The following is a 26857-nucleotide window of genomic DNA, read 5'->3' as shown; positions in this document are numbered from 1 at the left end:
GAATGTATAAGGCTTTCGGCTTAGTAACTCATCTCCGCCTTCGCCGCCGCGTACGCCTCACGCACCGCCGGCACGCCCGGCGCGTCGAACACCTCGTCGCCCGCGAGGGGCCACGCAGGCACCGAGCCCGTGAGGATCCACGCGGCCTGCTTCGCGGCGCCGTCGGCGACGAACTCGCCCGCGTCCGGCACGTGGATGGGGACGCCGAAGATCGTGGGCGCGATCTCCCGCACGGCGCGGCTCTTCGCCCCGCCGCCGATGAGGAGCACGCGCTCGACCTCGACACCCTGGCGCGTGATCGCGTCGAGGCCGTCGGCCAGGCCGCACAGCATGCCCTCGACGTGCGCGCGGGCCATGGTCGCCGGCGTGCTGTTGCGGAGGGTCATGCCGTGGAGGGACGCGGTGGCGTCGGGCAGGTTCGGGGTGCGCTCGCCCTCGAAGTAGGGCAGGAGCACGAGGCCGTCGGATCCCGCGGGGGCCTCGAGCGCGAGGTCAGACAGGCGCGCGTGGTCGACGCCGAGGAGGCGCGCGCCGCCGTCGAGCACGCGGGCGGCGTTGAGGGTCGCGATGAGCGGGAGGAAGTTGCCCGTGGCGTCCGCGAAGCCGGCGACCGTGCCGCTGGCGTCGGTGATGGGATCCGCCGTGACGGCGAACACCGTGCCCGACGTGCCGATGGAGACGACGACGTCGCCGGGCACCGCGCCGAGCCCGAGCGCGGCCGCGGCGTTGTCACCCGCGCCAGGGCCGACGGGGATGCCGGCCGGGACGCCGGGGATCCCGGCGCCCGTGACGCCGGCGGACTCGCCGGGCCCGAGGACCCGCGGCAGGCCGACCACGCGGCCGAGCGCGCGCTCCAGCAGGTCGAGGCGGTACTCCCCCGTGACGCTCGACCAGTACGCGGTGCCGCTCGCGTCGGAGCGGTCGGTGGCGAGGGCGGCGAGGTCCGGCGATCCGACGCCGTGGCCGAGCAGGCGCCAGGTCAGCCAGTCGTGCGGGAGGGCGACGGCGGCGACGCGGTCGGCGTTCTCGGGCTCGGCGTCGCGGAGCCAGCGGAGCTTGGTGGCGGTGAAGGACGCGACCGGGACCACGCCCGTGGCGCTCGCCCAGGCGTCGGCGCCGAGCTCGTCGCGGAGGTCGGCGGCGGCCTGCGCGGATCGGGTGTCGTTCCAGAGGAGCGCGTCGCGGACGACCGCGCCGGACTCGTCGAGGCAGACCATGCCGTGCTGCTGGCCGCCGACCGAGATGGCGGCCACGTCGTCGAGGCCGCCCGCGTCGGCGATGGCGGAGAGGAGCGCATCCCACCAGTGCGCGGGATCCACCTCCGAGCCGTCGGGGTGGGACGCGCGGCCGGAGCGCACGAGGGCGCCCGTGTCGAGGTCGCGGACGACCACCTTGCAGCTCTGCGTGGAGGAGTCGATGCCTGCTACGAGTGTCTTCGTTGTCACGATCAACATATTAGGGGGCGTCCTAAGCTGGGCGGGCACCCGCGGGAGTGGTGGAATCGGTAGACACGCAGGATTTAGGTTCCTGTGCTTTCGAGCGTGAGGGTTCAAGTCCCTTCTCCCGCACCAGCGACGGAGCCCGCGACGGGCCTCCTCGCCGCCACGCTCCGACCCGCAGCGAGGAGCACCCGTGGACGACCGCATCCGCCTCTGGACCGAGCCGACCCCCGTGCACCCGGTGCCCCGCCTCGCGGAGGCGCTCGGCCTGCACCCCGAGCGGCTCCTGATGAAGCGCGACGACCTCATCGGCTGTGGCGGCGGAGGGAACAAGGCCAGGAAGCTCGAGCACTCGCTCGGCCGCGCCGTCGCGCGCGGGGCCACCACGGTGGTCACCACGGGCGCTGCGCAGAGCAACCACGCGCGCATGACGGCGGCGGCCGGTGCGTCCCTCGGCCTCGACGTCGTGCTGGTGCTCGAAGGACACGAGGTCGCGGCACGCGGCAACGTGCTGCTCGACATGCTGTACGGCGCGCGCATCGTGTGGTCGGGCGACGAGCGGGCGGAGTCGCGCGCCACGTCCGTCGTCGCGGAGCTGGAGGGCGCGGGCACGCGCGTGCACCGCGTGGCGTTCGGCGGATCCGACGCGCACTCCGTGCAGGGCTTCGTCGACGCGGGACACGAGCTCGCGGGACAGGTCGGCGCCGTCGACCACGTGGTCGTCGCCCTCGGCTCCGGCGGCACGATGGCCGGGCTCGTCGAGGCGCTCGGGCCCGAGCGCGTCCTCGGCGTGCACTGCGGGGCGGTGGCCGAGCCGCGCGCCGTGGTCGCCGGGTTCCTCGCCGAGCGCGACACGGGGATCCGCGCGGACGCCCTGCGCATCGACGAGGGGCGCGTCGGCTCCGGCTACGCGCACCTCACGGACGAGGCGCGGGAGGCGCTCGTGCTCGTGGCGCGGACGACGGGGATCCTCCTCGACCCCACCTACACGGCCCGCGCGGCGGCGGGGTTGGCAGCCGCGGTGCGCGGCGGATCCATCGGGCCGGACGACCGGGTCGTCCTCTGGCACTCGGGCGGCGTCCCGGGGCTCTTCGGCCACGCCGACCTCGTCGCCTGACCCCCGCCACGGCCCTCGACCGGGGGTGGTCGGGACTCGGCGCGCGCGCGGCCTCGCCCGATATCCTGTGCTCTGCCGCAGGTCGCTCCGCTCACGTCGCGACCCACCACGACTGGAGCCACCACGTGCATCCCCTGCTCTTCGACTTCCTCGACTCGACGACGCTCATCGAGTCGTTCGGGGGATTCGCCCTCATCGGGATCTGCCTCATCATCTTCGCCGAGACCGGCCTGCTCTTCGGGTTCCTGTTCCCCGGCGACACGCTCCTCGTCATCGCGGGACTGACCCTCCCCGGGATCACCGGCATCGACATCTGGTGGGTCTGCCTCGCGATCGCGTTCTCCGCCTTCGCGGGCGGCGAGGTCGGCTACCTCATCGGCCACAAGGCGGGACCGCGCGTCTTCGAGCGCAAGGACTCCGGCATCTTCAGCCGCCAGAACGTCGTGCGCACCAACGCGTTCTTCGCGCGCTTCGGCGGGCTCGCCGTCATCGCGGCGCGCTTCGTGCCCATCGTCCGCACCTTCGCGCCCATCGCGGCCGGCGTCGGCCACATGGACTACCGCAAGTACTCCCTCTACAACGCGATCGGCGCCCTCATCTGGGGTGCGGGCCTCACCTTCCTGGGCCACCTGCTCAACGGCTTCCCTCCCATCCGCGACTTCGTCACGCACTACATCGACTACGTCCTCCTGGGGGCCGTGTTCGTCACGGTCGTGCCCGCGGCGATCCACTTCCTCCGCGCGCGCAAGCACGCGCGCGACGAGGAGGCGGCGGGCGTGTCCCACGACGGCGCGGACCTGGCGCTCACCCGCGAGGAGTTCGACCAGGACCCCTCGAACGACCCGCGGCGCTGAGGCGCACGCGGACGCCCCCGCTGATCCGCCGCGATCGGCGCCGCTGACTCGCGCCGAAGGCACGTGCGGCCGATCGCAGGCTCAGACGTGATGCCGGTGCTCGTGCCCGGCGTGCTCCTCGGGCTCCAGCTGGAAGGTGCTGTGCTCGACGTCGAAGTGGTCGTCGAGGCAGCCGGACAGCCGGTCGAGCAGCTCGCCGGTGCGGCCCTCGCGGAAGACCTCCTGCTCGACGACGACGTGGGCGGTGAAGACCGGCGACCCCGACGTGATGGCCCACACATGCACATCGTGCACCGCCGTGACACCGGGGGTCTCGAGCAGGTGGGCGCGGATCCGCTCGGGCTCGGTGCCCACGGGCGTGGACTCGTTCAGCACGCGCACGACGTCGCGCAGCAGCACGACCGCGCGCGGCACGATGAGCGCGGCGATGACGAGCGACGCGATGGCGTCAGCGCGCCCGAAGCCCGTGACCGCGATCACCACGCCCGCGATGATGGTGGCGACGGACCCGAAGGCGTCGCCGAGCACCTCGAGGTAGGCGCCGCGCATGTTGATCGAGCGACCCGCTCCCCCGCGGAGGACCAGCAGCGCCCCGATGTTGGCGACGAGCCCGATGCCGGCAGCGAGGAGCATGACTCCCGGGTCGACCTCGGGGCCCTCCGGCGCGAGCAGCCGCTGCACGCCCTGCACCGCGACGTAGACGGCGACGCCGGCGAGGATCAGCCCGTTGACGAGGGCGCCGAGGACCTCGCCGCGCTGGAAGCCGAAGGTGTGCCGGTCGGTCGCCGGGCGCGCGGCGACGATGGTGGCGACGAGGGCGATGCCGAGGCCGAGCAGGTCGCTCGTCATGTGGCCCGCGTCGGCGAGCAGCGCCAGCGACCCGGAGACGAGCGCGCCGACCACCTCGACCACGAGGACCGTCGCGGTGATCGCGATGGCGGCGACGAGGCGACGACGGTCGGTCGTGGCCGCGCCGTGGTCGTGCGATCCGGAGCCCATGCTTCCACCGTACGGGCCCGCCGTCATGCGGATCCAGCCGGGAGCGCAGTCGGGAACGAGTGTCGCTCTCAGGAGGGCGGGGAGGAGGCGTCAGCCCTCGCCGAGGAGCTCCCGTCGCACCACCGGCATGATCGCGTCGAAGGCGAGCGCGCGGTGGCTGACCCGGTTCTTCTCGTCGGCGCTGAGGGCCGCCGCGCTCGCGCCGCCGGTGGCCGGGCGGAAGATCGGGTCGTAGCCGAAGCCGCCCTCCCCCGCCACCTCGCGCAGCACGGATCCCTCCCACACGCCCACCGCCGTGCGCTCCACGAGGCCATCCGCGGTGGGGACCACGAGCGCCGCGGCGCACGTGAAGCGGGCGCCGCGGTGGGCGTCCGGCACGTCGCCCAGCTGCCAGAGCAGGAGCTCGAGGTTCTCCCGGCTGTCGCGGGCGGGCCCCGCCCAGCGCGCGGAGAAGATCCCCGGAGAACCGCCCAGGATGTCCACGCCGATGCCGGAGTCGTCCGCCAGCGCGGCCCGGCCCGTGTGCAGCGCAGCGGCCCGGGCCTTGACGAGCGCGTTCTCCTCGAAGGTCGTGCCGTCTTCCACGGGCTCGGGGCCGTCGTAGGCGACCAGGTCGATGCCGTCGAGGCGCGCGCCGAGGATCCGACGCAGCTCCTCGACCTTGTGGGCGTTGTGCGTGGCGAGGACGAGCGGGATCACGGCCGGTGCCTCAGCGACCGAGCGCCTGCGCCTGCAGCGCGGTGAGCGTGGTGCCGCCGCCGAGCGCGAGGTCGAGGAGGGCGTCGAGCTCGGCGCGGTCGAAGGGCGCGCCCTCGGCGGTCCCCTGGACCTCGACGAAGGACCCGCTGCCCGTCATCACGACGTTCATGTCGGTCTCCGCCCGCACGTCCTCGACGTAGGCCAGGTCGAGCAGCGGCTTCCCGTCGACGATGCCGACCGAGACCGCGGCGACGCTGTCCTTGAGCGGCGTGGCGCGCTGCGCGATGAACTTGCGCTCGCGGCCCCACTCGAGCGCGTCGGCGAGGGCGACGTAGGCCCCCGTGATGGCCGCGGTGCGCGTGCCGCCGTCGGCCTGCAGCACGTCGCAGTCGATGACGATCGTGTTCTCGCCGAGCGCCTTCATGTCGACGACCGCGCGGAGGCTGCGGCCGATGAGGCGGGAGATCTCGTGCGTGCGCCCGCCGACCTTGCCCTTGACGGCCTCACGGTCCATGCGCTCGTTCGTGGCGCGCGGCAGCATCGCGTACTCGGCCGTGACCCAGCCCTGTCCGCTGCCGGCCTTCCAGCGCGGCACGCGGTTCGTGAAGGACGCGGTGCAGAGGACGCGGGTGCGCCCGAAGGAGATGAGGGCGGATCCCTCGGCCTGCTCGCTCCAGTTCCGCTCGATCGTGATCTCGCGCAGCTGGTCGGCGGCGCGGCCGTCGTGGCGGGGGGTGTCGTCGGTCATGTGCGGCCTCAGCTCGGGTCGGGGGTGGATGGGGCGCCGTCCGCGGGCGACGCGTCGGACGCGCCGTCCCGCAGCCGGTGGGGAAGGGAGATCGCGCCCGTCTCGACGAGCTCGACGTGCGTGACGCCCGAGCCGAGCATGCGGCGCGCGAGCGTCTCGAAGTCCGATGCGCTGCCGCCGGTGGCCTCGTACCGGATCACGGGCGGCGCGTCGGAGCGCCGCTCGAGGCCGGCGGACACGAGCTCCCGGTAGACGTCCTTGGCCGTCTCGGTGTCGCTCGAGACGAGGGTGACGTCGGGTCCCATGAGCAGCGAGATCGCGCCCTCGAGGAACGGGTAGTGCGTGCAGCCGAGGACGAGCGTGTCGATGCCCGCCGCGCGCAGCGGCGCGAGGTACCCCTCGGCGGCCGCCATGAGCTCGGGGCCCGAGGTCTCGCCGCGCTCCACGAACTCCACGAAGCGGGGCGCCTCGGCGCTCGTCAGCACCAGGTGCGGCGCAGCGGCGAAGGCGTCGTCGTAGGCGCGGCTCGTCACGGTGGCGTGCGTCGCGATGACGCCGACGCGGTGGTTGCGGGTGACGCTCACTGCCGTGCGGACGGCTGGCTGGATCACCTCGACCACGGGGATGTCGTAGCGCTCGCGGGCGTCGCGGAGCATGGCCGCGGACGCCGTGTTGCAGGCGATGACGAGCATCTTCACGCCGCGCTCGACGAGGTCGTCGAGGACCGCCAGCGCGTAGCGGCGGACGTCCGCGATGGGCTTGTCGCCGTAGGGCGTGTGCGCCGTGTCGCCGATGTAGATGATCGACTCGCGCGGGAGGAGCGTGGCGACCGCGCGGGCCACGGTGAGGCCGCCGACGCCGGAGTCGAAGATCCCGATCGGCGCGTCGCTCATCCGGTCAGCCTACCGGCGGCTCCGGGCGCACCCGCAGCCGACGGCCGGCTCGCGCGCGTCACAGCGACCGCCGCGCGTCCTCCTGCGCCACGAGCTCCGGCAGGTCCTTCAGGCGGCGCAGCCCGGCGAGCGGCTGGGCCATGCGGGCGTTCCCGCGGAGCCGCTCCTGGTTGCGGTCGAGGAACCACCAGTAGCCCGCCGTGTACGGGCAGGCCGTGGGGCCGACGCGCACCTTGGGATCGAACGGGCAGCCGCCGCAGTGGTCCGACATGCGGTCGATGTAGGCGCCGCCGCCCGCGTACGGCTTCGTCGCCATGCGACCGCCGTCCGCGTGCAGCGCCATCCCGACGACGTTCGCGGGCATCACCCAGGGCGTGCCGTCGACGAAGGAGTCGATGAACCAGTCGTTCATGGCCGCCGGGTCGTAGCCGCGCTGGAGCGCCAGGTTGCCGAGGATCATGAGCCGCTCGATGTGGTGCGCCCAGCCGTGCGTGCGGACCTTGTCGACGACGTGGGAGAGGCACGCGGCCTCGATGCCGGAGGCGTCGAGCTCCTGCAGCGCCGTGGGCACGCCGCGATGCGCGTCGAGCCGGTTCTGCGACGTGTAGTCGTCCTCGAAGGCCCAGTACAGATGCCAGACGTAGTCGCGCCAGCCCATGATCTGCCGGACGATGCCCTCGACGCTCTGGATGGGTGCCCGGCCGGCCGCGTGCTCGGCGACGATGCGTTCGATGACGTCCGCGGGATCCAGCACGCCCATGTTCATGGTGGCGCTCAGCAGCGAGTGCGCCATGGTCCAGTCCCCCGCGAGCGACGCGTCCTCGAAGGGGCCGAAGTCGTTGAGGCGGCTCGCCACGAAGTCGTCGAGCGCGAGGCGGCCCTCCTCCGGCGTGACGGCGAAGCGCCGCGGACCGTCCTCGCCGACGAAGCGCACGAGGCCCTTCCTCTCCCACTCGTCGAGGTCGGCGCGGACCTCGGCGTCGATGTCGTCCTCCTCGGGCCACCACGGCTCGGGGAGGCCGAGGCTCGTCGCGCCCTTCGGCGGGCGCTCGCGGTTGTCGTGGTCGTAGTTCCAGCGGCCGCCGACCGGGTCGTCGCCGTCCATGAGGATGCCCGTGCGAGCCCGCGACCACCGGTAGAAGTCCTCCATGACGAGCCGGTTCGACGTGCGGCCCGCCATCCACTCGGCGAACTCCTGCTCGCTCGTGACGAAGCCGCGGCTCGGCAGCACGTGGGCACCGATCTCCGCCACGAGGCGCCGGAGCCCGCGGGAGGTGGGGTCGATGACCTCCAGGTCGTCCCGCCCCTCGACGACCTCGCGGTAGTGGTCCACCTGGTGGAACTCGACCCGGTCGCCGAGCGCCCGCGCGCGGTGCCGGATGCCCGACAGGATGAGGTGCGCCTTCGCCCGGTGGTACGGCCGCCGGGCCAGCAGCCCGCGCGACTCGACGAGCAGCATCGGCCCGCCGTCGTCGAAGTGGTCGCCCAGCTGGTCGGCGAGGATCCATCGCGTGCGCTCCATGGCACGAACCTAGGCCGGACCCCCGTCATCGTCGCGGTCCGTGCGCGATGCGGACGGCGACCCCGATGGGCGCCGCCCTAGGCTGGGCGCGTGACCCAGGCGACCTCCCTCCTCACCGACCGGTACGAGCTCACGATGCTCGACGCAGCGCTGAAGGCGGGCACCCACGATCGCGAGTGCGTCTTCGAGTGCTTCGCCCGGCGCCTCCCGAGCGGCCGCCGCTTCGGCGTCGTCGCGGGCACCGGACGCCTCCTCGACCTGATCCGCGACTTCCGCTTCGGCGACGCCGAGCTCGAGTACCTGCGCTCCGAGCGCGTCGTCGGCGAGGAGGCCCTGGCCTGGCTCGCCGACTACCGGTTCCGCGGCCGCATCACGGGCTACCGCGAGGGCGAGGTCTACTTCCCGGGATCCCCGCTCCTCACGGTCGAGGCGCCCTTCGCCGACGGCGTCATCCTCGAGACGCTCGTGCTCAGCGTCCTCAACTACGACTCCGCGGTCGCGAGCGCGGCCGCGCGCATGGTGCAGGTCGCCGGCGGGCGCCCGCTGGCCGAGATGGGATCCCGCCGCACGGGCGAGCGCTCGGCCGTCGCCGCCGCGCGCGCCGCGTTCATCGCGGGCTTCAGCGCCACCTCGAACCTCGAGGCGGGCCGCACCTGGGGCGTCCCGACCATGGGGACGGCCGCCCACTCCTTCACGCTGCTGCACGACACCGAGGAGCAGGCGTTCCGGGCGCAGGTCGACGCGCTCGGCGCCGGCACCACCCTGCTCGTGGACACCTACGACGTGCGCCAGGGGGTGGACACCGCGGTCCGCGTCGCCGGTCCCGGCCTCGGCGCCGTCCGGCTCGACTCGGGCGACCTGCCGGTGCTCGTCGGCGAGGTGCGCGCGCAGCTCGACGCGCTCGGCGCCACGGGCACGCGGATCACCGTCACCAACGACCTCGACGAGCACGGCATCGCGGGTCTCGCGGCCTCGCCCGTGGACTCCTACGGCGTCGGGACCTCGCTCGTCACCGGATCCGGCGCTCCCGCCGCCGGCATGGTCTTCAAGCTCGTCGCCCACCGCGACGCCGGCGGCGAGGGCGAGTGGGTGTCCGTCGCGAAGCGGTCCACGGGCAAGCAGAGCCGCGGCGGCCTCAAGGGAGCCCTGCGCCGCCACGACGCGCAGGGGGTCGCGACCAGCGAGCTCGTCACGGTCGGACCGCACCCGGCACCGCTCCCCGGCGACCGCGACCTCGTCGTCACGCTGGCGGAGGGCGGCGAGCCGGATCCGCGTTGGCTCGGCCGCGAGGGGACCGCCGCGGCCCGCGCGCATCACGCCGAGGTCGTGCGGGCCCTGCCGGCGCAGGCGTTCCGGCTGCGCGCGGGCGAACCGGCGATCCCCACCGAGGAGGCCGCCCCCGTCTGACCCGCGGGGTCCGCCGGACGACCCCTACTCGGGCTTCATGTTCTCGTAGATGCGCTTGCAGTCGGGGCAGACGGGGAACTTCTCCGGGTCGCGACCGGGCAGCCACTTCTTGCCGCAGAGCGCCTTCACGGGCTTGCCGCTGATCGCGGACTCGAGGATCTTGTCCTTCTTCACGTAGTGCGAGAACCGCTCGTGATCGCCGGGCTCGATCGTCTCCTGCTCGAGGAGCTCCTCGAGCTCGCGGTCGAGGGTGTCGGTCCCGCCGCCCTGGGCGGGGCTTCCGGGGGCCTGTTCGATGCTGAGGATGACCATGCGGCCAGTCTACTTTTCCGGCGCGCGGTGACCGGCGGCGGGGAGCGCCTAGTGGCGCTGGGCGAAGGCCAGGAGCTCGGGACCGCGCCGCTCGAACACGCGGCCTCCGCCGACCACGCCGACGACGAGCGTCGCGACGCCGATGCCCAGCCCCACGACGAGCGACCACATCGGGTACGCGCCGCCGTGGACGAGCCCCATCCAGCCGAGCCAGACGGACGGCAGCGCGAGCACCACGGTGGCGAGGAACGTGAGCGTGGGCACGGTGGATCCGCCGGCGCTCACGCTCTGCGGCGCGTGGAACGGACTGTCCCCGGGACGTGACGCCGGATACGGGAACCGCGCGGAGAAGAGCGACGACAGGCCGACGCCCACGAGCAGGACGCCGCCGCTGACCCCGATGACGGAGGGCAGGACGGACCCGTCGCCGAAGCCGAGCGCGCTGAGCGGCGCGCCGATCGCCACGAGCGGGACGCCGATCGCGAGGACGGGCACGAGGCGGCCGACGCGGTCCGCGACGCCGCGGATCCCCGACACGACGTGCAGCCACACGGCGGTGTGGTCGTGCGCGGTGTCGTTGTGCACGCTCCAGCCGAGGAAGAGAGCCATCACCGGCAGCGGCACGAGGGCGAGCACATGCGCGTCGACGTCCACGATCACCAGGGGGATGAGGAGCACGAGCGGCAGCACCGGGATCAGCACGAGCGTGGCGCGGTAGCGCGGGTCGCGGATCCAGTAGGTGACGCTCCGCGCGGCCACCGCGCCCGTGGGCGAGGCGCCGAAGCGGCCGAACCAGCCGAGGCCGGTCTGCGCGCGGCCGCCACCGGTGCGGTCCGGCGCGGTGAGGGCCCACGGCACGAGGCGGATCCAGAGGAGCGCGAGCAGCGCCGCCGAGGCGACGGCCACCAGGAGCATGCCGGCGGCTCCGCCGGCATCGCCCGAGACGGCCGCGGCGGGAGCCGCCCAGGCCGCGCCGAGCGGGGTCCAGGCGAGGACGCCGAGCGCGCCGCGCGCGGGACGCAGACCGTCGTCGAGGAGATCGGCCTGCGCGAGGGCGACGACCGCGGGGACGAGCAGCACCGCCACGAGCCCGGCCGCGAGCCCGGTCGCCTCGCGGGCCCGGCGCGTGCTGAGCAGGACGGAGGAGAGGACGGTGCTGATGCGGGCGACGAGCACGCACGTGACGACCGCGGCGCAGGCCGCGACGACGGCGACGAGGGCGGTGAGCGGATCGCGGGCCCACGTGACCACGGTCGTCAGCGCCACGACGACCAGCACGGCTCCCGGGACGCTGACGACGGCGGCGGCGGCCAGCGCGAGGGCCAGGCTCCGGGGCTCGATCCCGTAGGGCGCGAAGCGGCGCGGGTCCATGGCGTCCTGGGTCCCGAGCACGAGCGGCACGACGAGCGACCCGAGGACGACCAGGGCGCCACCGGCGACGACCACGTCCCGTGCGGCGGAGACGTCCGCGTCGCGGAGGCCGGCCAGCGCGCCGACGGCGAGCACCATGACGAGGATCCCGTAGACGCCGGCCGCGACGAGCCCCAGGACCTGCCAGGGGCTGCGGCGGAACGCGTTGGCGAGGAGCGCGAGCCTCAGTCGGAGAACGAGTGCAACCACGAGAACCCCTCCGCCGTGCGTCTGCCGCCGGCGAGGGCGACGAAGCGCTCCTCCAGCGAGCGTCCTGCGCGGACCTCGTCCATGGTGCCCGCGGCGAGCACCTTGCCGTTGACGATGATCGCGACGTGGTCGCAGATGCGCTGGATGAAGTCCATGCCGTGGCTCGACAGCACGACCGTGCCGCCGTGCGCCACGTAGTCCTGCAGGATCTCGACGACGTTCGCGGCCGACACCGGGTCGACCGACTCGAAGGGCTCGTCGAGGACGAGCATGCGCGGCGAGTGGATCATGGCGCAGGCGAGCGCGACCTTCTTGGTCATGCCCGCCGAGTAGTCGGTGACGAGCCGGCCCACGGCGTCCTCGAGCCCGAACGCGGCGACCAGGTCGGCCGAGCGGCTGCGGATCTCCGCGTCGTCGAGACCCCGGAGGGCGCCCGAGTAGTGCAGGAGCTGCGCGCCGGTGAGGCGGTCGAAGAGACGGAGGCGGTCCGGCAGCACGCCGATGCTCCGCTTCGCGGCGAGCGGGTCGCGCCAGACGTCGACGCCGTTGACGGTCACGGTGCCGGCGTCGGGCCGGAGGAGCCCCGTGACCATGGACATCGTCGTGGTCTTGCCCGCACCGTTGGGCCCGACGATGCCGTAGAAGGACCCGGCGCGGACCGTGAGCGCGATGTCGTCGACCGCGACCTTCTCGTCGAAGCGCTTGGTGAGCCCGTCGATGACGAGGACGTCGTCCCCCAGCTCCGGAGCGGCGGCGCGGTCGCCGCGGACGGACGGCGTGAGCGCGGTCTCCGCCATACCGGCGAGGCCGGGGCGCGACGAGCGCGGCGCGGTGAGGCTGTCGGTGCGGACGGTGACGGCGCGGGCGGCAGCCGGATCCACGTGGGGTGCGGGTGCGTCCTCGTCCCGGTCGTGCGAGACCTCCGGCACCGCGGGCGCGATCTCGGCGTCCGGCTCCGAGGAGACCGGGGTGCGGGTGCCGGCGTCGGCTTCGACTTCGACTTCGACGCCGGCAGCCGGCATCGGATCCTGAGCCATCTCCTCGGCCGTGTCGGCCGGAGCGGGTTCGACGGCATGGGTCGCGTCCTGCTCGGGTTCAGGGTCCGGATCCGCCTCGGCTTCCGCGACGGGTTCGGCGTCCGCGACGGCATCGGCATCGGCATCGGCATCGGCATCGGCATCGGCATCGGCATCGGCATCGGGCGCACGCTCGTCCGCGTCCGCGTCCGCGTCCGCGACCACGACCACGTCCGCGCCCACGCTGTCGTCCCGCCCGAACTCGATCTCGCCCTCGCCCTCGCCCGAGGAGGCACGGGACCCGTCCTCCGCGTCGGCCGCCTCTGCGCCGACGACCGGGGCGTCGTCCTGGCCATCCGCGTCGGCGTGCACGGGCTCGTCCGCGGGCTGCGGGTCGGCCTCCGTGAACAGGGCGCCGAGCTCCGACAGGCCGTCCCGGTCGGGCTCCGTCGCGGCGATGTCGTCCGGCATGGTCGATCCGGGAGCGGACGTCGTGGGCGAGTCCGCGACCGGCGTCTCATCCGCCCGGTCCTCATCCGGCTCCGAGGGAGCGGGGCTCTCCGTGGCCGCCGGCGCATCGGCACCCCCGGCCGCGCGCTGCACGCGCGTGCGCCGTCGGACCCTCGGGGGACGCGCCGTCGTGGACGCGGCCTCTCCGTCGCCATCGGCTGCTCCGCCGGACGTCCGCGACGCGGGCGACGCGACGGGGGTCGACTTCACCCGGGGCGGCGTGGGCGCGACGACCACGGCGGGGGCTGTGCGCGGAGACGGCGCGGTGGCACGCCGGGGCACGCGCTGACCGGGGCGCGGCGGCCGGGGCACGGCGTCCGTGACGGGGGTGGGGACGTGATCCTTGTCGTTCGCGGCCGGGCCCGCGGTCGGCTCCTGCGGCACGGCGGACGGAGCGCTGTCGGCGTGATCCCGGGGCTCCATGGCGGAGTCGGACGTGGCGTCGGGGGAGGTCGTCTCGTCGGGGGCGTCGGTCACGGCCCCACGTTAGCAAGGCCGTCCTCGGTGCCCGATCCGCCGTCCTCGACGCTCCGGTCGCGGGCCCCGTAGACACCGACTGAGGGGCCGGCTGACGAGCCGGCGGAGGGGCCGGCGGCACCTGCTCCGGGGCCCGTCCAGATCACGAAAGGGACACGACCCCTCCCCTCATCCCGCCCATTTCCCCACCCGCGGCCTACGATGGGGGAGGCATGACGGCGTGTCGAACAGGAAACCCGCGGGTGAAGTCCCGGCTAACCCTCGACGTCCGAGGGCTGCCGGTCGCACTCGGCACCCCGCATCGAACGGAGAACACATGACCACGCAGGTAGTCATCCTGGCGGCAGGCATGGGCAGCCGTCTCGGACGCAGCCTCCCCAAGCCCCTCACCGAGCTGAGCGACGGCCGCACCATCATGGGCCAGCAGTTCGACAACATCCGCTTCGGCCTCGGCGACGACGCCGAGGTCAGCATCGTCGTCGGCTACAAGCTCGACCACATCATCGACGCCTTCCCGGACGCCGACTACATCTACAACGAGCAGTACGACCAGACGAACACGTCGAAGAGCCTGCTCCGCGCACTCCGCGCCTCCGGCCCCGGCGGCGTCCTCTGGATGAACGGCGACGTGGTCTTCGACCCGATGATCCTGCGCCGCGCCGCCGCGATGATCGCGCGCGACCAGTCGTTCGTCACCGTCAACACCTCCCGCGTCTCCGACGAGGAGGTCAAGTACACGACCAGCCCCGAGGGATTCATCCGGGAGCTGTCGAAGACGGTGAAGGGCGGCCTCGGCGAGGCGGTCGGCATCAACTACGTCTCCAAGGCCGACAAGCCGGTCCTCATCCGCCAGCTCGCCCGGGTCGCCGACCAGGACTACTTCGAGCGTGGAATAGAGTTGGCGATCGAGCAGGACTCCCTGCTCGTCGAACCGGTAGACATCTCCGACCTGTACGCGGTCGAGGTCGACTTCGCGGAGGACCTCGAGAGGGCCAACCTCTTCGTCTAGACCGCCTCGGGGATGCTGACGCAGAGGATCCCCGCCGTGCCCGATGCCGCCATCCCCGGTCGCGCGTCCCGCAGCCCCGGCGCCCGGTACCGCCGCTCCCTCTGGCTCCTCACGACCCGAGACCTCAAGGTCCGCTACTCCACGAGCGCGCTCGGCTGGTTCTGGTCGATCCTCGACCCGCTGGTCATGTCGGGCATCTACTGGTTCGTCTTCACGGTCGTCTTCTCGCGCGACGTCGGCGAGGAGCCGTACATCGTCTTCCTCCTGGCCGCGCTCCTGCCGTGGATGTGGTTCACGGGCGCCACGAGCGACTTCACCAAGGCGTTCAGCTCGCAGGCCAAGCTCGTGCGCTCCACGCGGATCCCCCGGAGCATCTGGGTGCTGCGGCTCGTGCTCGCGAAGGGGTTCGAGTTCATCGCGAGCCTGCCCGTCCTCGCCGTCTTCGCGATCGTCGCGGGCGCCCGACTCGACGTCCACGTGCTGCTGTTCCCGCTCGCCGTGCTCATCCAGGCGGCGCTGCTCCTCGGCATCGGGTTGATCGTCTCGCCGCTCGTCGTCTTCTTCCGCGACCTCGAGCGCGCCGTGAAGCTCGTGCTGCGCTTCCTCTTCTACGCCTCCCCCATCGTCTACTCGTCGAGCGACCTGCCCGCCGACCTGCACCCCTGGGCCGCGCTCAATCCCCTCACGGGCGTCTTCGGCCTCTACCGCGCCGCGTTCTTCCCATCCGAGCTCGACTGGTACGCGGTCGGGGTGAGCGCGGCGATCTCGGCGGCGCTGGTCGGCGTCGGCGCGCTCGTCTTCCGGCGCTCCCTGCCCGCCGTGCTGAAGGAGATCTGATGGGCGCACCGCACTCGGAGCCGGACGCACCCACGGTCCTCGCGGTCGAGGACGCCGGCATCCGCTTCCGCCGCAACCGCAAGGCCAGGCGGAGCTTCAAGGACCTCTTCGGCGGATCGACGCGGCGGGCGCGTCCCGGCGAGTTCTGGGCGCTGCGCCACGTCTCCTTCGAAGTGCACCAGGGCGAGGCGATCGGCGTGGTCGGCCGCAACGGACAGGGCAAGTCGACGCTCCTCAAGCTCGTCGCCGAGGTCCTCATCGCCGACGAGGGGTCGATCGGCGTCCACGCGGGCGTCGCCCCGCTCATCGAGATCACGGGCGGGTTCGTCAACGACCTCACGGTGCGGGACAACATCTACCTCACGGCCGGTCTCCACGGCATGTCCAAGGCCGAGATCGACGCGCGCTTCGACGAGATCATCGCGTTCGCGGAGATCCCCGACTTCGTCGACACCCCCTACAAGCACCTCTCGAGCGGCATGAAGGTGCGCATCGCGTTCGCCGTGATCTCGCGGCTCGACGAGCCCGTGCTCCTCGTGGACGAGGTCCTCGCCGTGGGCGACCGGGCGTTCCGGGAGAAGTGCTACCGCCGGATCGAGGAGATGCTCGCGGAGGGGCGCACGCTCTTCTTCGTGTCGCACAACGAGCGCGACCTGCGCCGCTTCTGCACGCGCGGCCTGTACCTCGACAAGGGCGCGCTCGTCCTCGACGGCCCCATCGACCAGGTCATGGACGCCTACAACGCCGACCACAACCCGCCGGCTCCGACCGGCGCCTAGGCCGACGCGCTCCCCTCCTCCCCAACCCTGCGCTTCCACAGGCCCACGACCCCGCAGGTCGCACGCCGCACCTACCGTGCACGCATGCTGCGACCGGTCCCGCCCCTGCCCATCCATCCCGACCCCGAGCCCGCGTACCGCGTGCCCTGGCACTTCGACCGCACGCTCGAGCGGCCGCGATTCGCGCTGGTCAACGTCGGCGACGAGGTGCTGCACGCCATCTCGCTGCACCTGCTCGGATCGGGCACCATGCTGTCGCGCGCTCCCGTCACGGTGCGGCCCGGCGAGCGCCTGTCCACGACCATCCGCGGGGACGACCTGGCGCTCGACACGATCCTCGTGGTGCGCTGGTTCCGGCCGGACGGAGGCGAGTACCTGTGGCGGGTCAGCTTCTGACGGGCGTGGTGCCGCTTCGGTCCCGCTCGCGCTCCAGTCGGATCAGATCGGCGGGCGAGTCCCCGTCGTCCTGCGGGAGCATGTCGGCCGTGAGGCCCGTCACCAGGAGCCCCGCGTCCACATCGAGGCCGCTCGCGATCTTGATGATGTTGCGCAGGCTCGGGTTCCGCTGGCCGCGCTCGATCTTGCCGAGGGCGGTCCAGTGGATGCCGGAGAGCTCGGCGAGCGTCTCCTGGCTGATGCCGATGCGCTGCCGCTGCTCGCGCACGCGGGAGCCGAACTCGGCGGCGGCATCGGAGACCGTGGTGACCATGTCTCATGCTTATCCGCCACATGGAGGAATGACCAGAGCGGCAGCGCCCCATGCGCATGTGCCCGGTCTCCAGCGGATAGGGGTCGTGGCGCGCCGTGATCCCCTGGACGACGAAGGGACGAACGGCCCGGTCGCCGCGCGTAGGCTCGGAGCATGAAGGACGCCTCCGAGCTCGACCCGACCGTGGCCACCGGCATCGATCGTCTCCTGTCCGTGCAGCGCCCCGTCGTGCTCGCCCACATCCGGTCGATCCGGGCCCGACACCCGGAGGCCTCCCCCGACCGCATCATCGCGATCCTCGAGAAGCGCTTCCTGGCGGCGGTCACCGCAGGTGGGGCCGCCGTGGGCGCCAGCGCGGTCATCCCCGGCGTCGGCACCGGCGTCTCCCTCGCGCTCACGGGCGTGGAGACGGCCGGCTTCCTCGAGGCGAGCGCCCTGTTCGCGCAGTCCATCACCGAGGTGCACGGCATCACCGTCGAGGATCCGGCTCGCGCCCGAGCCCTCGTGATGACGATGATGCTCGGCGCTCCGGGCGCCCAGGTCATCCAGCAGTTCACGGGCCAGTTCTCCGGCCAGCCCGTCGACAGGAACGCCAACTGGGGTCGCGCCATCACCTCGGGCCTCCCCTCGTTCGCCATCGGCCCCATCGCCGACCGGATCAAGCGCGCCTTCATCAAGCGCTTCGTGGTGAACCAGAGCGCGAGCGCCATCGGCCGGGCCGTCCCGTTCGGCATCGGCGCCGTCATCGGCGGCGCCGGCAACCGGATGCTGGGCGGCAAGATCGTCGCGAGCTCCCGCCAGGCGTTCGGGCCCGCGCCCGCCGGCTTCCCTGACGAGCTGGCGGTGCCGGAGCGGAAGCCGCGCGTGATCCGCGTCGCCGAGAAGAAGGCCGCGAAGGGCTGATCGCCCTCCGGACGGCGGTCGCATCCCCGCGGTGCGCGGCTCAGGCCTCCTCGTCCTCGTCGTCGACCTGGTCGTCGGACACCGGATCGGCGGCGTCGTCCCGGGCGTGCAGCGCCGCGTGGCGGTCCCACTCCCCCATCAGGTGCTCGACGGCCGCGTGGAAGCGCGCGGTCGCCGCGCCGGGAGCCGTGTCGCCGAAGTAGTGACGGACCCACGCCGCGAGCCGGCGATCCGCGGCGGCGTCGTGCTGCAGCGCGTCCAGGCGGGTGACGATGTCGCGCGCGTCGTCGACGGTCAGCCACTCGCAGTCGGACAGGTAGCCGTCGGTGTCGATCTGCGCCTCAGGCCGCACGGGCCGCGTCACCAGGAGCGGCCGGCCCGCGGCGAGGCGGTCGTAGACCATCGCGGAGATGTCGACGATGGCGAGGTCCGCGGCGGACAGCTGCCAGGCCAGCTCGCGCGAGCGGTCGACGACGTGCTGCGCCGACGGATCCTGCGCGTTGGCTCGCTCGAGCATGGTGGCGATCTCGCGGTTCGCGCGCGCGTACTCGGGATCGACGACGCCCGACCGGGGGTGCGGGCGGTAGACGACGCGGTGCCGCCCGGTCGCGATGAGGTCGCGGACCAGCGGCACCCCGTGCGACGCGATGGATCCGTATGCGGCGGCGGCGCGGTCGCCCTCCCAGGTGGGCGCGTAGAGGACGACGGTGCGGTCGTCGGGCGCGTAGGGCAGCTCGCCGGAGTAGTGATCGGCCTGCGGACGGCCGATGGGGATCGCGCGACGGTCGAGGTCGTAGTCCCAGAGCACCTTGCCGAGGCGGGCGCGAGCCGCGTCGCCGGCGATGAGGCTGTAGTCGTATGCCTTGAACTGGTTGGTGGTCATGTACATCTTGTCCGACTCGCCGTGGTTGACGAAGACGTGCCAGCGGCGCCCGTACCGCATCATCTGGAAGTTCCGGGTGTTCTGGTTGACGTAGAGGACGATGCGGATGTCCTGCTCCGCGATGACCCGCTCGAGGTCGGCGACCCGACGCACGTACTCCACCGGGAGCGGGCTCTCGTCGAGGAGCGCGTTCGCCCCGCTCGGGTGGCGGCTCAGGATGACGACCGGGTGCGTGCGCGCCAGCTCCACGAGCGGCCGGTACCACTGCCGGATCTGATACATGTTCACGGCCGAGTCGGCGAAGTACACGGCGACGCGGTACTCGCCCCGCGGCGAGGGGGCGCGGAGCGCGAGCTTGCGCTGCAGGGTCCCGCGCGCGCGGCGCTGCTGGACCAGCGAGCGGACAGCGCGCACGGCGAGGCGAGCGTCGTTCAGGAGACCCATGCATCCACCGTAGCCAGCGCTCCGGGTGCCTCCGGACGAGCCCCGGCCGGGGGCGTGGAACGGTGTGCGATCGTGACCGAGCGCCGCGGGATCACGATCAGATGACGGGCGGCCTGCCGGCGCGCGCCATGCGGACGACGGTGCTCCACGACATCGGGCGACGCGGCCCGGGCGACGTCGTCCAGCCCTCGCGCCAGCCGCGCAGCCAGGTGCCGAGGCCATCCCGGTTCCGCGCGCTGCGGATCAGCTGCACCGCGGTCCACGACCCGACGTACACCGGGACGAGCGGCAGCGGCAGGTTCCGCCGCGCGAGCCAGACCCGGTTGCGCGCGGTGAGTCGGTGGTACTCGGCGTGCCGGGTGGGGGCGACGGCGGGGTGGTGCGCGATGAGGTCGCCCGCGTACCAGGCGCGCAGCCCCTGGTCCCAGACGCGCCAGGCCAGCTCGATCCCCTCGTGGGCGTAGAAGAACTCCCCCGCCCAGCCGCCGGCGGCCTCGAAGGCGTCGCGGCGGACCACGACGGCGCCCTCCAGCACGGACATGACCGAGCTCGAGCGGGCGGGGTCGCCCTTGCGGATGCGCGGGATCCAGCGGCGTGGCGCGGCCGCGCCGGTCGGGTCGACGATCCGCGGCTGGACGAGCGCGATGTCGCCCGCACCTCGCATCAGCGCGAGGCAGTCCACGAGGAAGGTCGCGCCTGGCACGGTCTCGTCGTCGTCGAGGAAGAACAGCGTCTCGCCGGTGACGAGCGGGACGCCCGCGTTGCGGCCCGCCGGGATGCCGAGGTTCTCGGGCAGGTGCAGGCCGCGCACGCCGTCGGGGAGGCCATAGGGGTCCCAGCCGTTGCCGACCACGACGACGTCGAGCGCGACGCCCTCCTGACGCAGCACCGACGCGAGCGACGCCGCCAGCCCCTCCGGCCGACGGCCCTGGCTCAGGATGACCACGCCCACGCGCGGCAGGCTCCCCCTCACGCGGAGGTCAGCCGACGCGAGGTGACGATCATCACGAAGTGCCCGACGAGCGCCAGCACCGCGAGCGGCACCAGCACGACGAGGAAGACGCGGTCGGTCTCCGGCTGACCCGCGACGAGGCCCACGAGCGCGACGACGAAGGTCACGATGGTCAGCTCGACCGAGTGGAACATGCGGTGGAAGGGCAGGAACCGCACGACGCGGCGGGCCGTGGCGATCAGGGAGTGCTGCGACGCGACCGTGCCCGCGCCGACGGGCGCCTTGGGCAGGTCGGCCGAGGCGCGGGCCACGCGCACCATGTCGTTCAGCGACTTGTTGAGCACGATGACGAGCGCCAGGGCGAACGCGAGGGTCGTCCACGGCAGGTCGCTCGGCGCCTCGAACGGGTAGGCGGCGGCACGGATCCCGAGAGCGAGGGCGATCAGCGTCTCGGTGGAGTAGTGCCCCACGGCGTCGAGGAAGTGCCCGACCGGCGACGAGGTGCGGCGCCAGCGCGCCACCTCGCCGTCGCAGCAGTCCACGAGCATCTGCAGCTGGCCGAGGACCAGCGCGAGAGCCGCTCCCGCGATGCCGGGGATGAGCAGCGCAGCGGCGGCGGCCCAGCCCGTGAGGATCATGACGACGGTGACGCCGTTCGCGCTGATCCGCGTCCGCAGCAGCAGCCACGTGAGGTACGGCGAGAGGTCGCGGAGGTAGAGGTGAGCCGTCCAGTGCTCGGCGTTCGCGCGCAGCCGGACCTCGGGCGGCTGCGTGACCCGCCGCAGCTCCGCGATGGACGAGGGCAGGCCGCGGTCGCCGGTGCCAGGGGCGGCGCTCATCGGCCCGTGTGCCCGTCGAGGTCGTCGGTGAGCTCGAGGAAGCCGAGGACGAACCCGGTGCCCCAGCTGAAGTGGATGGACGGCAGGACCGCTGCGAACCGCAGCATCGTCGCCGCGCCGTCCCGGGAGGCCACCGACACGGTGCTCACGAGCACGAAGCCGGCGTAGACGCCGGGCACGACGAACGCGCCCACGAGGCGGCGCAGTCCCGGCATCCCGAACGCGGCGCCCACGAGGCCCGCGGTCCCGAGGAGGAGACCCGCGGCCACGCCGGCGACGGCGACCGGCGGCACGAAGTACCGCACGGAGTTCTGTCGCGTGTAGCGCCGCGCGAGCTCGCCGCGCCAGAGGCCGGTGGCGAAGAACTGGCGGATCAGCGACCGGAACGTGGAGCGGGGACGGTAGGTGACCTTCATCCGCGGCGTGAACCACACGAGGCCGCCGCTCTGCCGCAGCCGCCTGTTGAGCTCCCAGTCCTGGCCGCGCCGCACGCCCTCGTCGAAGAGCCCGACCTCGACGAGCCGCTCGCGCCGGAACGCGCCCAGGTACGCGGTCTCCGCCGGTCCCTCCTTGCCGCCGACGTGGTGCGCGGTTCCGCCGAGCCCGACCCGGGCACCGTATGCGCGGGCGACGGCCTTCTCGAACGGCGTGCGCCCCTCGGCCGACATGAGCCCGCCGACGTTGTCCGCGCCGGTGGCCTGCAGGGTCTCCACGGCGATGCGCGTGTAGTCGCGCGGCAGGAGCGAGTGCGCGTCGACGCGGATCACGACGGGGTGGCGCGTGGCGCGAATGGCGGCGTTGAGACCGCCGGGCGTGGATCCCGTGGGGTTGTCGACGCTCGTGATGCGCGGATCGGCTCGGGCCATCTCGCGGACGACCTCGGTCGTGCCGTCGGTGCTGGGGCCGAGCGCCAGGACGACCTCGAAGTCGCCGGCGTAGTCCTGCTGCATCATGCTGTCGACGGCGGCGCGGACGTGGGCCGCCTCATTGAGGATCGGCATGACGTACGAGACGGCGGGCAGTTCGCCGGGGCTGCCGGCGACGGGGTCGCGTCGCGGGTGGTGCGCCATCTGAGCCGATCTCTTGGGGGAGGTGCGGCCGGGGCCTGTCGGGGGCCGAGCCTCGCAGGAGTTTACCAGCCTCCCCGTCAGCCGCCCGCCGGTCGCGGACGACGAAGGGCGGACCGGCATCCGCCGATCCGCCCCTCGTGACGCTCCGGACTACTGCTGCAGGGTGCCGAGCTTGACGTCGACCTGCTGCTTCTGCCCGCCGCGGATGACGGTGAGCTCGACGTCGCTGCCGCCCGCGAGGGCCCGCACCTGCGCCGTGAGGTCGCTCGCCTTGCTGATCGGGATGCTGCCGAACGCGGTGACGATGTCGCCCTGCTTCAGGCCCGCCGCGGCCGCGGCGCCGCCGCTCTGGACCTCCGCGATGAACGCGCCGCCGACCGGGGTCGAGGAGTCGCCGCTAGCGACGTCGCGGACGCTCGCGCCGAGGAGTCCGTGCGAGGCCTTGCCGTTCTGGATGATCTCCTGGCCCACGCGCTTCGCCAGGTTCGACGGGATGGCGAAGCCGACGCCGATGCTGCCCGCCGTGGAGCTGGTGCCGCCCGCGTTCGCGATGGCGACGTTGACGCCGATGAGCTTGCCGTCGCCGTCGAGGAGCGCGCCGCCCGAGTTGCCGGGGTTGATGGCCGCGTCGGTCTGGATGACCGCGAGGTTGATCGTCGCTGCCGCCTGGCCCTGGGCACCGGATCCGCCCTGGCCTCCGCCCTGCCCGCCGGATCCGCCCTGGCCCTCGTTGCCGAACGGCCAGAAGTTGAACGGCGTCTCGTCGCTCTGGCTGCCGTCGCCCGGGGTCGTCGGGGCTGCCGAGGACGCGACCTGGATGCTCCGGTCGAGCGCGCTGACGATGCCATCCGTGACGGTGCCGGAGAGACCGAGTGGAGCGCCGATGGCGATGGCCGTGTCTCCGACGTTGAGCTTGGATGAGTCGGCGAAGTCGATGGGCGTGAGGCCGCTCGCGTCGTCGAGCTTGATGACGGCGAGGTCGACCACCGGATCCGTGCCGATGAGCTTCGCCGAGTACAGGGCGCCGTCCGCCGTCTTGACCTGGATGGTGGCGTCTCCCGTCTGGCCGTCGAGCGTCACGACGTGCGTGTTGGTCAGGACGTAGCCGTCACTGGAGAGCACGACCCCGGAGCCCGTGCCGCCGGCCTGCGCTCCCGCCACGTCGATGGTGACGACCGAGCCGGACACCTTCGCGGCGACGGCCGTGATGGGCGTCGCGTTGTCCGGGTCGTTGACGGTGATGTTCGCGGGTGACTGGCTGACCGCTTCGGTGGAGGCATCGTCGTGCGCGATCGCCCAGGTGGTGAGCCCACCGGCTGCACCGCCGATGAGGGCCCCGACGGCCAGCATGGCGACGAGGGGCAGGGCCTTGTTCGGCTTCTTCTTGGGAGCGGCGGTCGCGATGCTGCCGACCGGCTCGGGTCCCGCGGCGGCAGCGCCAGCGAGGGGAGCGGTCGCCGCGTGGTCCGTCGGCGATGCCGTCCCGTAGGCGAGGGTGTCACGCTGATCCTGGCCTGTCGGCGCCGGGTGGGACGCAGCCGCGGGACCTGCTGGCGCTGGCCAGGCGGATCCTTCGTCGCGAGGCTGAGGGGCATCGGACGACGTCGCACCCGTCGAGGAGCCCTCGGCTCGGCCGTCGACCTCGCGGCCGCCCTCGTGCTCGTCGTCGCCGTGGCTTCTGTCGGTCATCGGTGGTGCTCCTCTCAGGTCGTGCCAGCATTCAGGGCGAGTCTGGGCGTTCCCTATGGCCGCCCTGACAGCGCACCGCCCGACAGGCTACGGAAGGCACCGGCGGCTCGGGGCCGGACACGCCTCGGCTCGCACGCTGGCTCGAGCGTACGCGGCGGCGGCGTGACCGCCGCGGACGGTCATGCCGTGTGATGCGTGGTCAGCTACCCGGCATCGGCGCAGAGGGCGGTCATGGGTATCCGGGTCATGGGCATCCGGGTCCCGCGTTCCGGGTGCCGCACGCGCCACCGACGAGGACCGTCGATCCCTGGAGGACATGGATCGTGACCGGGCCGATCTGCACCGGCAGAGTGCCCGCGATCTGCTGCCACGCTCCCCCGTCGAACCGGTAGCTCGGCGAGTACGCGATCGTCAACGTCACCTGCCGGTCGCCGATGCTCGGATACACGTGGCTCGTGTCGGTCGTCGTGAAGTCCTGCTGACCCAACCGCTTCCACAACGCACCAGGGCCCGCGACCGTCGAACTCGTGCCGTCGCCGTGATCCCAGGTGAACGACACCGGCACGAACCGCACCTGCGCCGGCCGACCCAACAACTGCCCGTCGACCACCTGCGCGGTCGCGTCCGTGAACAGGTTCACCGGCGCGCCCACGATCGCCCACCCGTTCGGCTGCGACCGGATCGACGCATCCCGCGGCACGAACTGCGCCACATCCGCCAACGACACCCCCGGAACCGCCGCCACGACCGGCACCGGATCCGCCGGCTTCACCGGCGCCTTCGCCGGCGGCAAGAACGCATGCCGCCCATCCCCGCACAGACCCCCACCCGACAGACGCGCACTCGGACTGCACGGCGCATCCGCATCCACCGCCCACCGCCCACGCGGCACCGGAGGCGGCGACGGAAGTTCCGAGGGAGCAGCTGTGCCTACGCTCGTGGCTAGAGGAGCCGGTCCCATGTCTATCTCGGGGCGATGCGGGACTGCCGTCGTCCCGCGGACCGTGACTCCATCCGCGCTGATCTCGCCACCAACGCAAGGAGCGTCTCCGAAGCCTCGCCGTCCGCATCCTTCGTCTCCGGCCTGCGCGGAGGGTGCGCCGATCACCGTGAACACGAACGTGACCGAGAGCAGGAGAACGAGCACGAGCCTCAGTCGCATGCGTGGACCTCGTCGTTCTGGACTAGATCGCTGATGCGCCATGACCCCTCGTCATCGATGGCTTTGAGCTGAAGGGACACGAGTGAACTCCGCGTCGGCGTCACGTCCGCTCCAGTCGCATCGAGGATCCTGGTGCCGCTGACATCCAGGCACGCCTGCGCCACCATGAAGCCCTCTCCCCGTGAGGTCACGCGGAATCCATAGTGGGTGTCCTTGCCGACCACGGTCTGCTGCGCAGCTTGGTATTGCTGGATCTCGCGGATTTCGTCCTGCAGGGCATCTCCGGTGAGGAAAGGACGCAGGTCACTCGCGGACTCACCCTGGAAGGGCAGGTCGAGGAAGCCCGACAGCAAGGTCTCGAACGCCTCGTCGTCCTGCTGCTCCTGCGTCAGCGACGGGGCCGGAGCCGGCGTGGGTGCTGGGGAGGATGACAGTGAGCATCCGGTGAGCAGCAGGGACGTGGTGAGGACGGCCAGCGATGCAGCTGCCGCTCCCCCTCGTCGCAGCAGCGGAATGCGCGGTCGCTCGTGCAAGGTCGTCTCCCCCGGGCCGTACGGATCCCGCGCGGACGCTCAGGCGCCAGAGCGCCGGGCATCGCGGGTCCCGGAAAGCTAGCGGGGGTCATCGAGCGCGGACGTCATCGCTCCACACCAGCCGTCGCCGGTCCGGCGCCAGCTCCTGTGCAGGAGGAGCGAGCACGAGATGATGGGCCCATGACGATTCCCGGCGCGTGGGCGCGCGCGGCCCGTGGGGCCATGCTGCTGACGCCGGACGGGATGCCGGGCACGACCGTGTTCGCCGAGATGAGCGCGCTGGCCGCGGCGACCGGCGCGATCAACCTCGGTCAGGGGTTCCCGGACGAGGACGGACCCGTCGAGGTGCTCGACGCGGCGCGGGCCGCGATCTCGGCCGGCATGAACCAGTACCCGCCGGGACGGGGAACGCCCGAGCTGCGGGCGGCGATCGCCGCGCATCAGGCGCGCTTCTACGGTCTCGTCGTGGATCCGGACGCGGAGGTCCTCGTCACCGCCGGCGCGACCGAGGCCATCGCCGCCACGCTGCTCGCGCTCATCGAGGACGGCGACGAGGTCGTGACGCTCGAGCCGTTCTACGACGCCTACGGGGCGCTCATCTCGCTCGCCCGCGGGATCCATCGGACCGTGCCGCTGCGGGCCCCCGACTTCCAGCCGCGGCTCGACGACCTCCGTCGCGTGATCACGGACCGCACCCGCGTGATCCTCCTCAACGACCCGCACAACCCGACCGGGACCGTGCTCGGCCGCGAGGTGCGGGAGCTCGTGGTCGAGCTCGCCATCGCGCACGATGCGGTGATCGTGACGGACGAGGTCTACGAGCACCTCGTCTTCGACGCGCCGCACGTGCCCGTCGCGACGCTGCCCGGGGCGCGCGAGCGGACGGTGACCGTCTCCTCCGGCGGCAAGACGTTCCGCACGACGGGGTGGAAGGTCGGCTGGCTCACGGCGCCCGCGCCGCTCGTGTCGGCGATCCTCGCGGTGAAGCAGTTCCTGACCTTCGTCAACGGGGCGCCGTTCCAGCCGGCCATCGCGACGGGGCTTGCGCTGCCCGACGCGGTGTACGACGGCATCGCCGACGACCTGCGGCACAAGCGCGACGTCCTCGCGGCGGGGCTGACGGCCGCGGGCTTCCGGATCCACCTCCCGGCGGCGGGGTACTTCATCGTCGCGGACGCCGCGCCTCTCGGCTTCCCCGACGCCCGCGAGCTGTGCCTGCGCCTCCCGGAGCTCGCCGGCGTCGTCGGCGTGCCGCTGTCCGCCTTCTGCCATGCGCCCCTCGCCGCGGAGCAGGCGTCCCTCGTCCGGTTCGCGTTCTGCAAGCGCATCGACGTGCTCGAGGAGGCCGCGAGGCGGCTCGGCGCGCTGGCGGTCGGGACCCCCTGAGGCGGCACCCTGGTACCAGCGTCTCCGCCGGACGGGGGCCGGAGGGGGG

The 26857-nt window shown here is 72.9% G+C and carries 26 protein-coding genes and 1 tRNA gene; 10 read left to right on the top strand and 17 right to left on the bottom strand.

The window, feature by feature from the left end; translation table 11 throughout:
* Nucleotides 1-20 precede the first annotated feature (20 nt).
* Complete coding sequence (gene xylB / locus JOE38_RS01520; RefSeq protein ID WP_204574561.1) at nucleotides 21-1454, bottom strand: xylulokinase; 1434 nt, start codon at nucleotides 1452-1454, stop codon at nucleotides 21-23.
* Nucleotides 1455-1486: 32 nt separating this feature from the next.
* Here xylB and JOE38_RS01515 point away from each other — a divergent pair.
* The 3 genes from JOE38_RS01515 (at nucleotide 1487) to JOE38_RS01505 (ending at nucleotide 3410) form a co-directional block, all read left to right on the top strand.
* A tRNA-Leu gene (locus tag JOE38_RS01515) sits at nucleotides 1487-1571 on the top strand.
* A gap of 61 nt (nucleotides 1572-1632) precedes the next feature.
* Nucleotides 1633-2556, top strand: a complete 924-nt coding sequence (locus JOE38_RS01510) for a pyridoxal-phosphate dependent enzyme (protein ID WP_204574560.1) — start codon at nucleotides 1633-1635, stop codon at nucleotides 2554-2556.
* 125 nt (nucleotides 2557-2681) lie between these two features.
* Nucleotides 2682-3410, top strand: a complete 729-nt coding sequence (locus JOE38_RS01505; RefSeq protein ID WP_204574559.1) for a DedA family protein — start codon at nucleotides 2682-2684, stop codon at nucleotides 3408-3410.
* 81 nt (nucleotides 3411-3491) lie between these two features.
* Here the strand turns inward: JOE38_RS01505 and JOE38_RS01500 are convergent, their stop codons facing one another.
* From JOE38_RS01500 to JOE38_RS01480, 5 genes are all read right to left on the bottom strand, one after another.
* On the bottom strand, nucleotides 3492-4409 hold the full coding sequence (locus tag JOE38_RS01500; RefSeq protein ID WP_204574558.1) for a cation diffusion facilitator family transporter: 918 nt from the start codon (nucleotides 4407-4409) through the stop codon (nucleotides 3492-3494).
* 90 nt (nucleotides 4410-4499) lie between these two features.
* The gene (gene rdgB / locus JOE38_RS01495) at nucleotides 4500-5108 is read right to left on the bottom strand and encodes an RdgB/HAM1 family non-canonical purine NTP pyrophosphatase (protein WP_204574557.1); all 609 of its coding nucleotides are present in this window, start codon (nucleotides 5106-5108) and stop codon (nucleotides 4500-4502) included.
* A 10-nt stretch (nucleotides 5109-5118) separates the two neighbouring features.
* A complete protein-coding gene (gene rph / locus JOE38_RS01490) occupies nucleotides 5119-5856 on the bottom strand; it encodes a ribonuclease PH (RefSeq protein ID WP_094130802.1) in 738 nt (245 codons plus the stop codon).
* Between the two features lie 8 nt (nucleotides 5857-5864).
* Nucleotides 5865-6749, bottom strand: a complete 885-nt coding sequence (murI, locus tag JOE38_RS01485) for a glutamate racemase (protein ID WP_204574556.1) — start codon at nucleotides 6747-6749, stop codon at nucleotides 5865-5867.
* Nucleotides 6750-6807: 58 nt separating this feature from the next.
* On the bottom strand, nucleotides 6808-8271 hold the full coding sequence (locus tag JOE38_RS01480) for a cryptochrome/photolyase family protein (RefSeq protein WP_204574555.1): 1464 nt from the start codon (nucleotides 8269-8271) through the stop codon (nucleotides 6808-6810).
* Nucleotides 8272-8361: 90 nt separating this feature from the next.
* On the opposite strand from JOE38_RS01480, the gene JOE38_RS01475 reads away from it, so the two are divergent.
* Nucleotides 8362-9678, top strand: a complete 1317-nt coding sequence (locus tag JOE38_RS01475; RefSeq protein WP_204574554.1) for a nicotinate phosphoribosyltransferase — start codon at nucleotides 8362-8364, stop codon at nucleotides 9676-9678.
* 24 nt (nucleotides 9679-9702) lie between these two features.
* Here JOE38_RS01475 and JOE38_RS01470 read toward each other — a convergent pair whose 3' ends face one another.
* The 3 genes from JOE38_RS01470 to JOE38_RS16090 are packed head-to-tail and all read right to left on the bottom strand — an operon-like array spanning nucleotide 9703 to nucleotide 13097.
* Nucleotides 9703-9990: a DUF3039 domain-containing protein gene (locus JOE38_RS01470; RefSeq protein WP_012037977.1), complete on the bottom strand. Its 288-nt coding sequence runs from the start codon at nucleotides 9988-9990 to the stop codon at nucleotides 9703-9705.
* Between the two features lie 48 nt (nucleotides 9991-10038).
* On the bottom strand, nucleotides 10039-11610 hold the full coding sequence (locus JOE38_RS01465) for an ABC transporter permease (RefSeq protein ID WP_204574553.1): 1572 nt from the start codon (nucleotides 11608-11610) through the stop codon (nucleotides 10039-10041).
* A complete protein-coding gene (locus tag JOE38_RS16090; RefSeq protein ID WP_374191149.1) occupies nucleotides 11586-13097 on the bottom strand; it encodes an ABC transporter ATP-binding protein in 1512 nt (503 codons plus the stop codon). The genes JOE38_RS01465 and JOE38_RS16090 overlap by 25 nt, the downstream gene beginning before the upstream one ends.
* An 832-nt stretch (nucleotides 13098-13929) precedes the next feature.
* Here JOE38_RS16090 and JOE38_RS01455 point away from each other — a divergent pair.
* The 4 genes from JOE38_RS01455 to JOE38_RS01440 all read left to right on the top strand — a co-directional run bounded on the left by JOE38_RS01455 (nucleotide 13930) and on the right by JOE38_RS01440 (nucleotide 16634).
* Complete coding sequence (locus JOE38_RS01455) at nucleotides 13930-14622, top strand: phosphocholine cytidylyltransferase family protein (RefSeq protein ID WP_204574552.1); 693 nt, start codon at nucleotides 13930-13932, stop codon at nucleotides 14620-14622.
* A 12-nt stretch (nucleotides 14623-14634) separates the two neighbouring features.
* The gene (locus tag JOE38_RS01450) at nucleotides 14635-15459 is read left to right on the top strand and encodes an ABC transporter permease (protein WP_239544724.1); all 825 of its coding nucleotides are present in this window, start codon (nucleotides 14635-14637) and stop codon (nucleotides 15457-15459) included.
* Nucleotides 15459-16238, top strand: a complete 780-nt coding sequence (locus JOE38_RS01445; RefSeq protein WP_204574550.1) for an ABC transporter ATP-binding protein — start codon at nucleotides 15459-15461, stop codon at nucleotides 16236-16238. Before JOE38_RS01450 ends, JOE38_RS01445 begins: the two co-directional genes overlap by 1 nt.
* An 84-nt stretch (nucleotides 16239-16322) precedes the next feature.
* On the top strand, nucleotides 16323-16634 hold the full coding sequence (locus JOE38_RS01440) for a hypothetical protein (RefSeq protein ID WP_194633259.1): 312 nt from the start codon (nucleotides 16323-16325) through the stop codon (nucleotides 16632-16634).
* Here the strand turns inward: JOE38_RS01440 and JOE38_RS01435 are convergent.
* Nucleotides 16624-16947, bottom strand: a complete 324-nt coding sequence (locus JOE38_RS01435; RefSeq protein WP_204574549.1) for a helix-turn-helix domain-containing protein — start codon at nucleotides 16945-16947, stop codon at nucleotides 16624-16626. The genes JOE38_RS01440 and JOE38_RS01435 overlap by 11 nt on opposite strands.
* 153 nt (nucleotides 16948-17100) lie before the next feature.
* On the opposite strand from JOE38_RS01435, the gene JOE38_RS01430 reads away from it, so the two are divergent.
* Nucleotides 17101-17850, top strand: coding sequence for a hypothetical protein (locus tag JOE38_RS01430; RefSeq protein ID WP_204574548.1), 750 nt, complete (start codon nucleotides 17101-17103; stop codon nucleotides 17848-17850).
* Nucleotides 17851-17890: 40 nt separating this feature from the next.
* Here JOE38_RS01430 and JOE38_RS01425 read toward each other — a convergent pair whose 3' ends face one another.
* The 7 genes from JOE38_RS01425 to JOE38_RS01395 form a co-directional block, all read right to left on the bottom strand.
* A complete protein-coding gene (locus JOE38_RS01425; RefSeq protein ID WP_204574547.1) occupies nucleotides 17891-19177 on the bottom strand; it encodes a hypothetical protein in 1287 nt (428 codons plus the stop codon).
* Nucleotides 19178-19274: 97 nt separating this feature from the next.
* Nucleotides 19275-20150 carry a glycosyltransferase family 2 protein gene (locus JOE38_RS01420; RefSeq protein ID WP_204574546.1) on the bottom strand — a complete coding sequence of 292 codons (876 nt, stop codon included), beginning with the start codon at nucleotides 20148-20150 and terminating at the stop codon, nucleotides 19275-19277.
* Nucleotides 20147-20968, bottom strand: a complete 822-nt coding sequence (locus tag JOE38_RS01415) for a CDP-alcohol phosphatidyltransferase family protein (protein WP_204574545.1) — start codon at nucleotides 20966-20968, stop codon at nucleotides 20147-20149. The genes JOE38_RS01420 and JOE38_RS01415 overlap by 4 nt, the downstream gene beginning before the upstream one ends.
* Nucleotides 20965-22038 (bottom strand): glycosyltransferase family 2 protein, encoded by a 1074-nt coding sequence (locus JOE38_RS01410; RefSeq protein WP_204574544.1) that lies wholly within the window; start codon nucleotides 22036-22038, stop codon nucleotides 20965-20967. Before JOE38_RS01410 ends, JOE38_RS01415 begins: the two co-directional genes overlap by 4 nt.
* A 150-nt stretch (nucleotides 22039-22188) precedes the next feature.
* Nucleotides 22189-23727: a S1C family serine protease gene (locus tag JOE38_RS01405; RefSeq protein WP_204574543.1), complete on the bottom strand. Its 1539-nt coding sequence runs from the start codon at nucleotides 23725-23727 to the stop codon at nucleotides 22189-22191.
* A gap of 244 nt (nucleotides 23728-23971) precedes the next feature.
* Entirely contained in the window at nucleotides 23972-24499 is a 528-nt protein-coding gene (locus JOE38_RS15675) for a hypothetical protein (RefSeq protein ID WP_239545823.1), read from the bottom strand.
* Between the two features lie 380 nt (nucleotides 24500-24879).
* Nucleotides 24880-25422 carry a hypothetical protein gene (locus JOE38_RS01395; protein WP_204574541.1) on the bottom strand — a complete coding sequence of 181 codons (543 nt, stop codon included), beginning with the start codon at nucleotides 25420-25422 and terminating at the stop codon, nucleotides 24880-24882.
* Between the two features lie 180 nt (nucleotides 25423-25602).
* On the opposite strand from JOE38_RS01395, the gene JOE38_RS01390 reads away from it, so the two are divergent.
* Nucleotides 25603-26808, top strand: coding sequence for an aminotransferase class I/II-fold pyridoxal phosphate-dependent enzyme (locus JOE38_RS01390; RefSeq protein ID WP_204574540.1), 1206 nt, complete (start codon nucleotides 25603-25605; stop codon nucleotides 26806-26808).
* Nucleotides 26809-26857: the final 49 nt, after the last annotated feature.

Origin of the sequence: Clavibacter michiganensis, from assembly GCF_016907085.1 — a bacterium.
GTDB lineage: Bacteria > Actinomycetota > Actinomycetes > Actinomycetales > Microbacteriaceae > Clavibacter > Clavibacter michiganensis_O.
The sequence above is the reverse complement of the archived record's forward strand: the minus strand, read 5'-3'. Positions and strand labels throughout refer to the sequence as shown.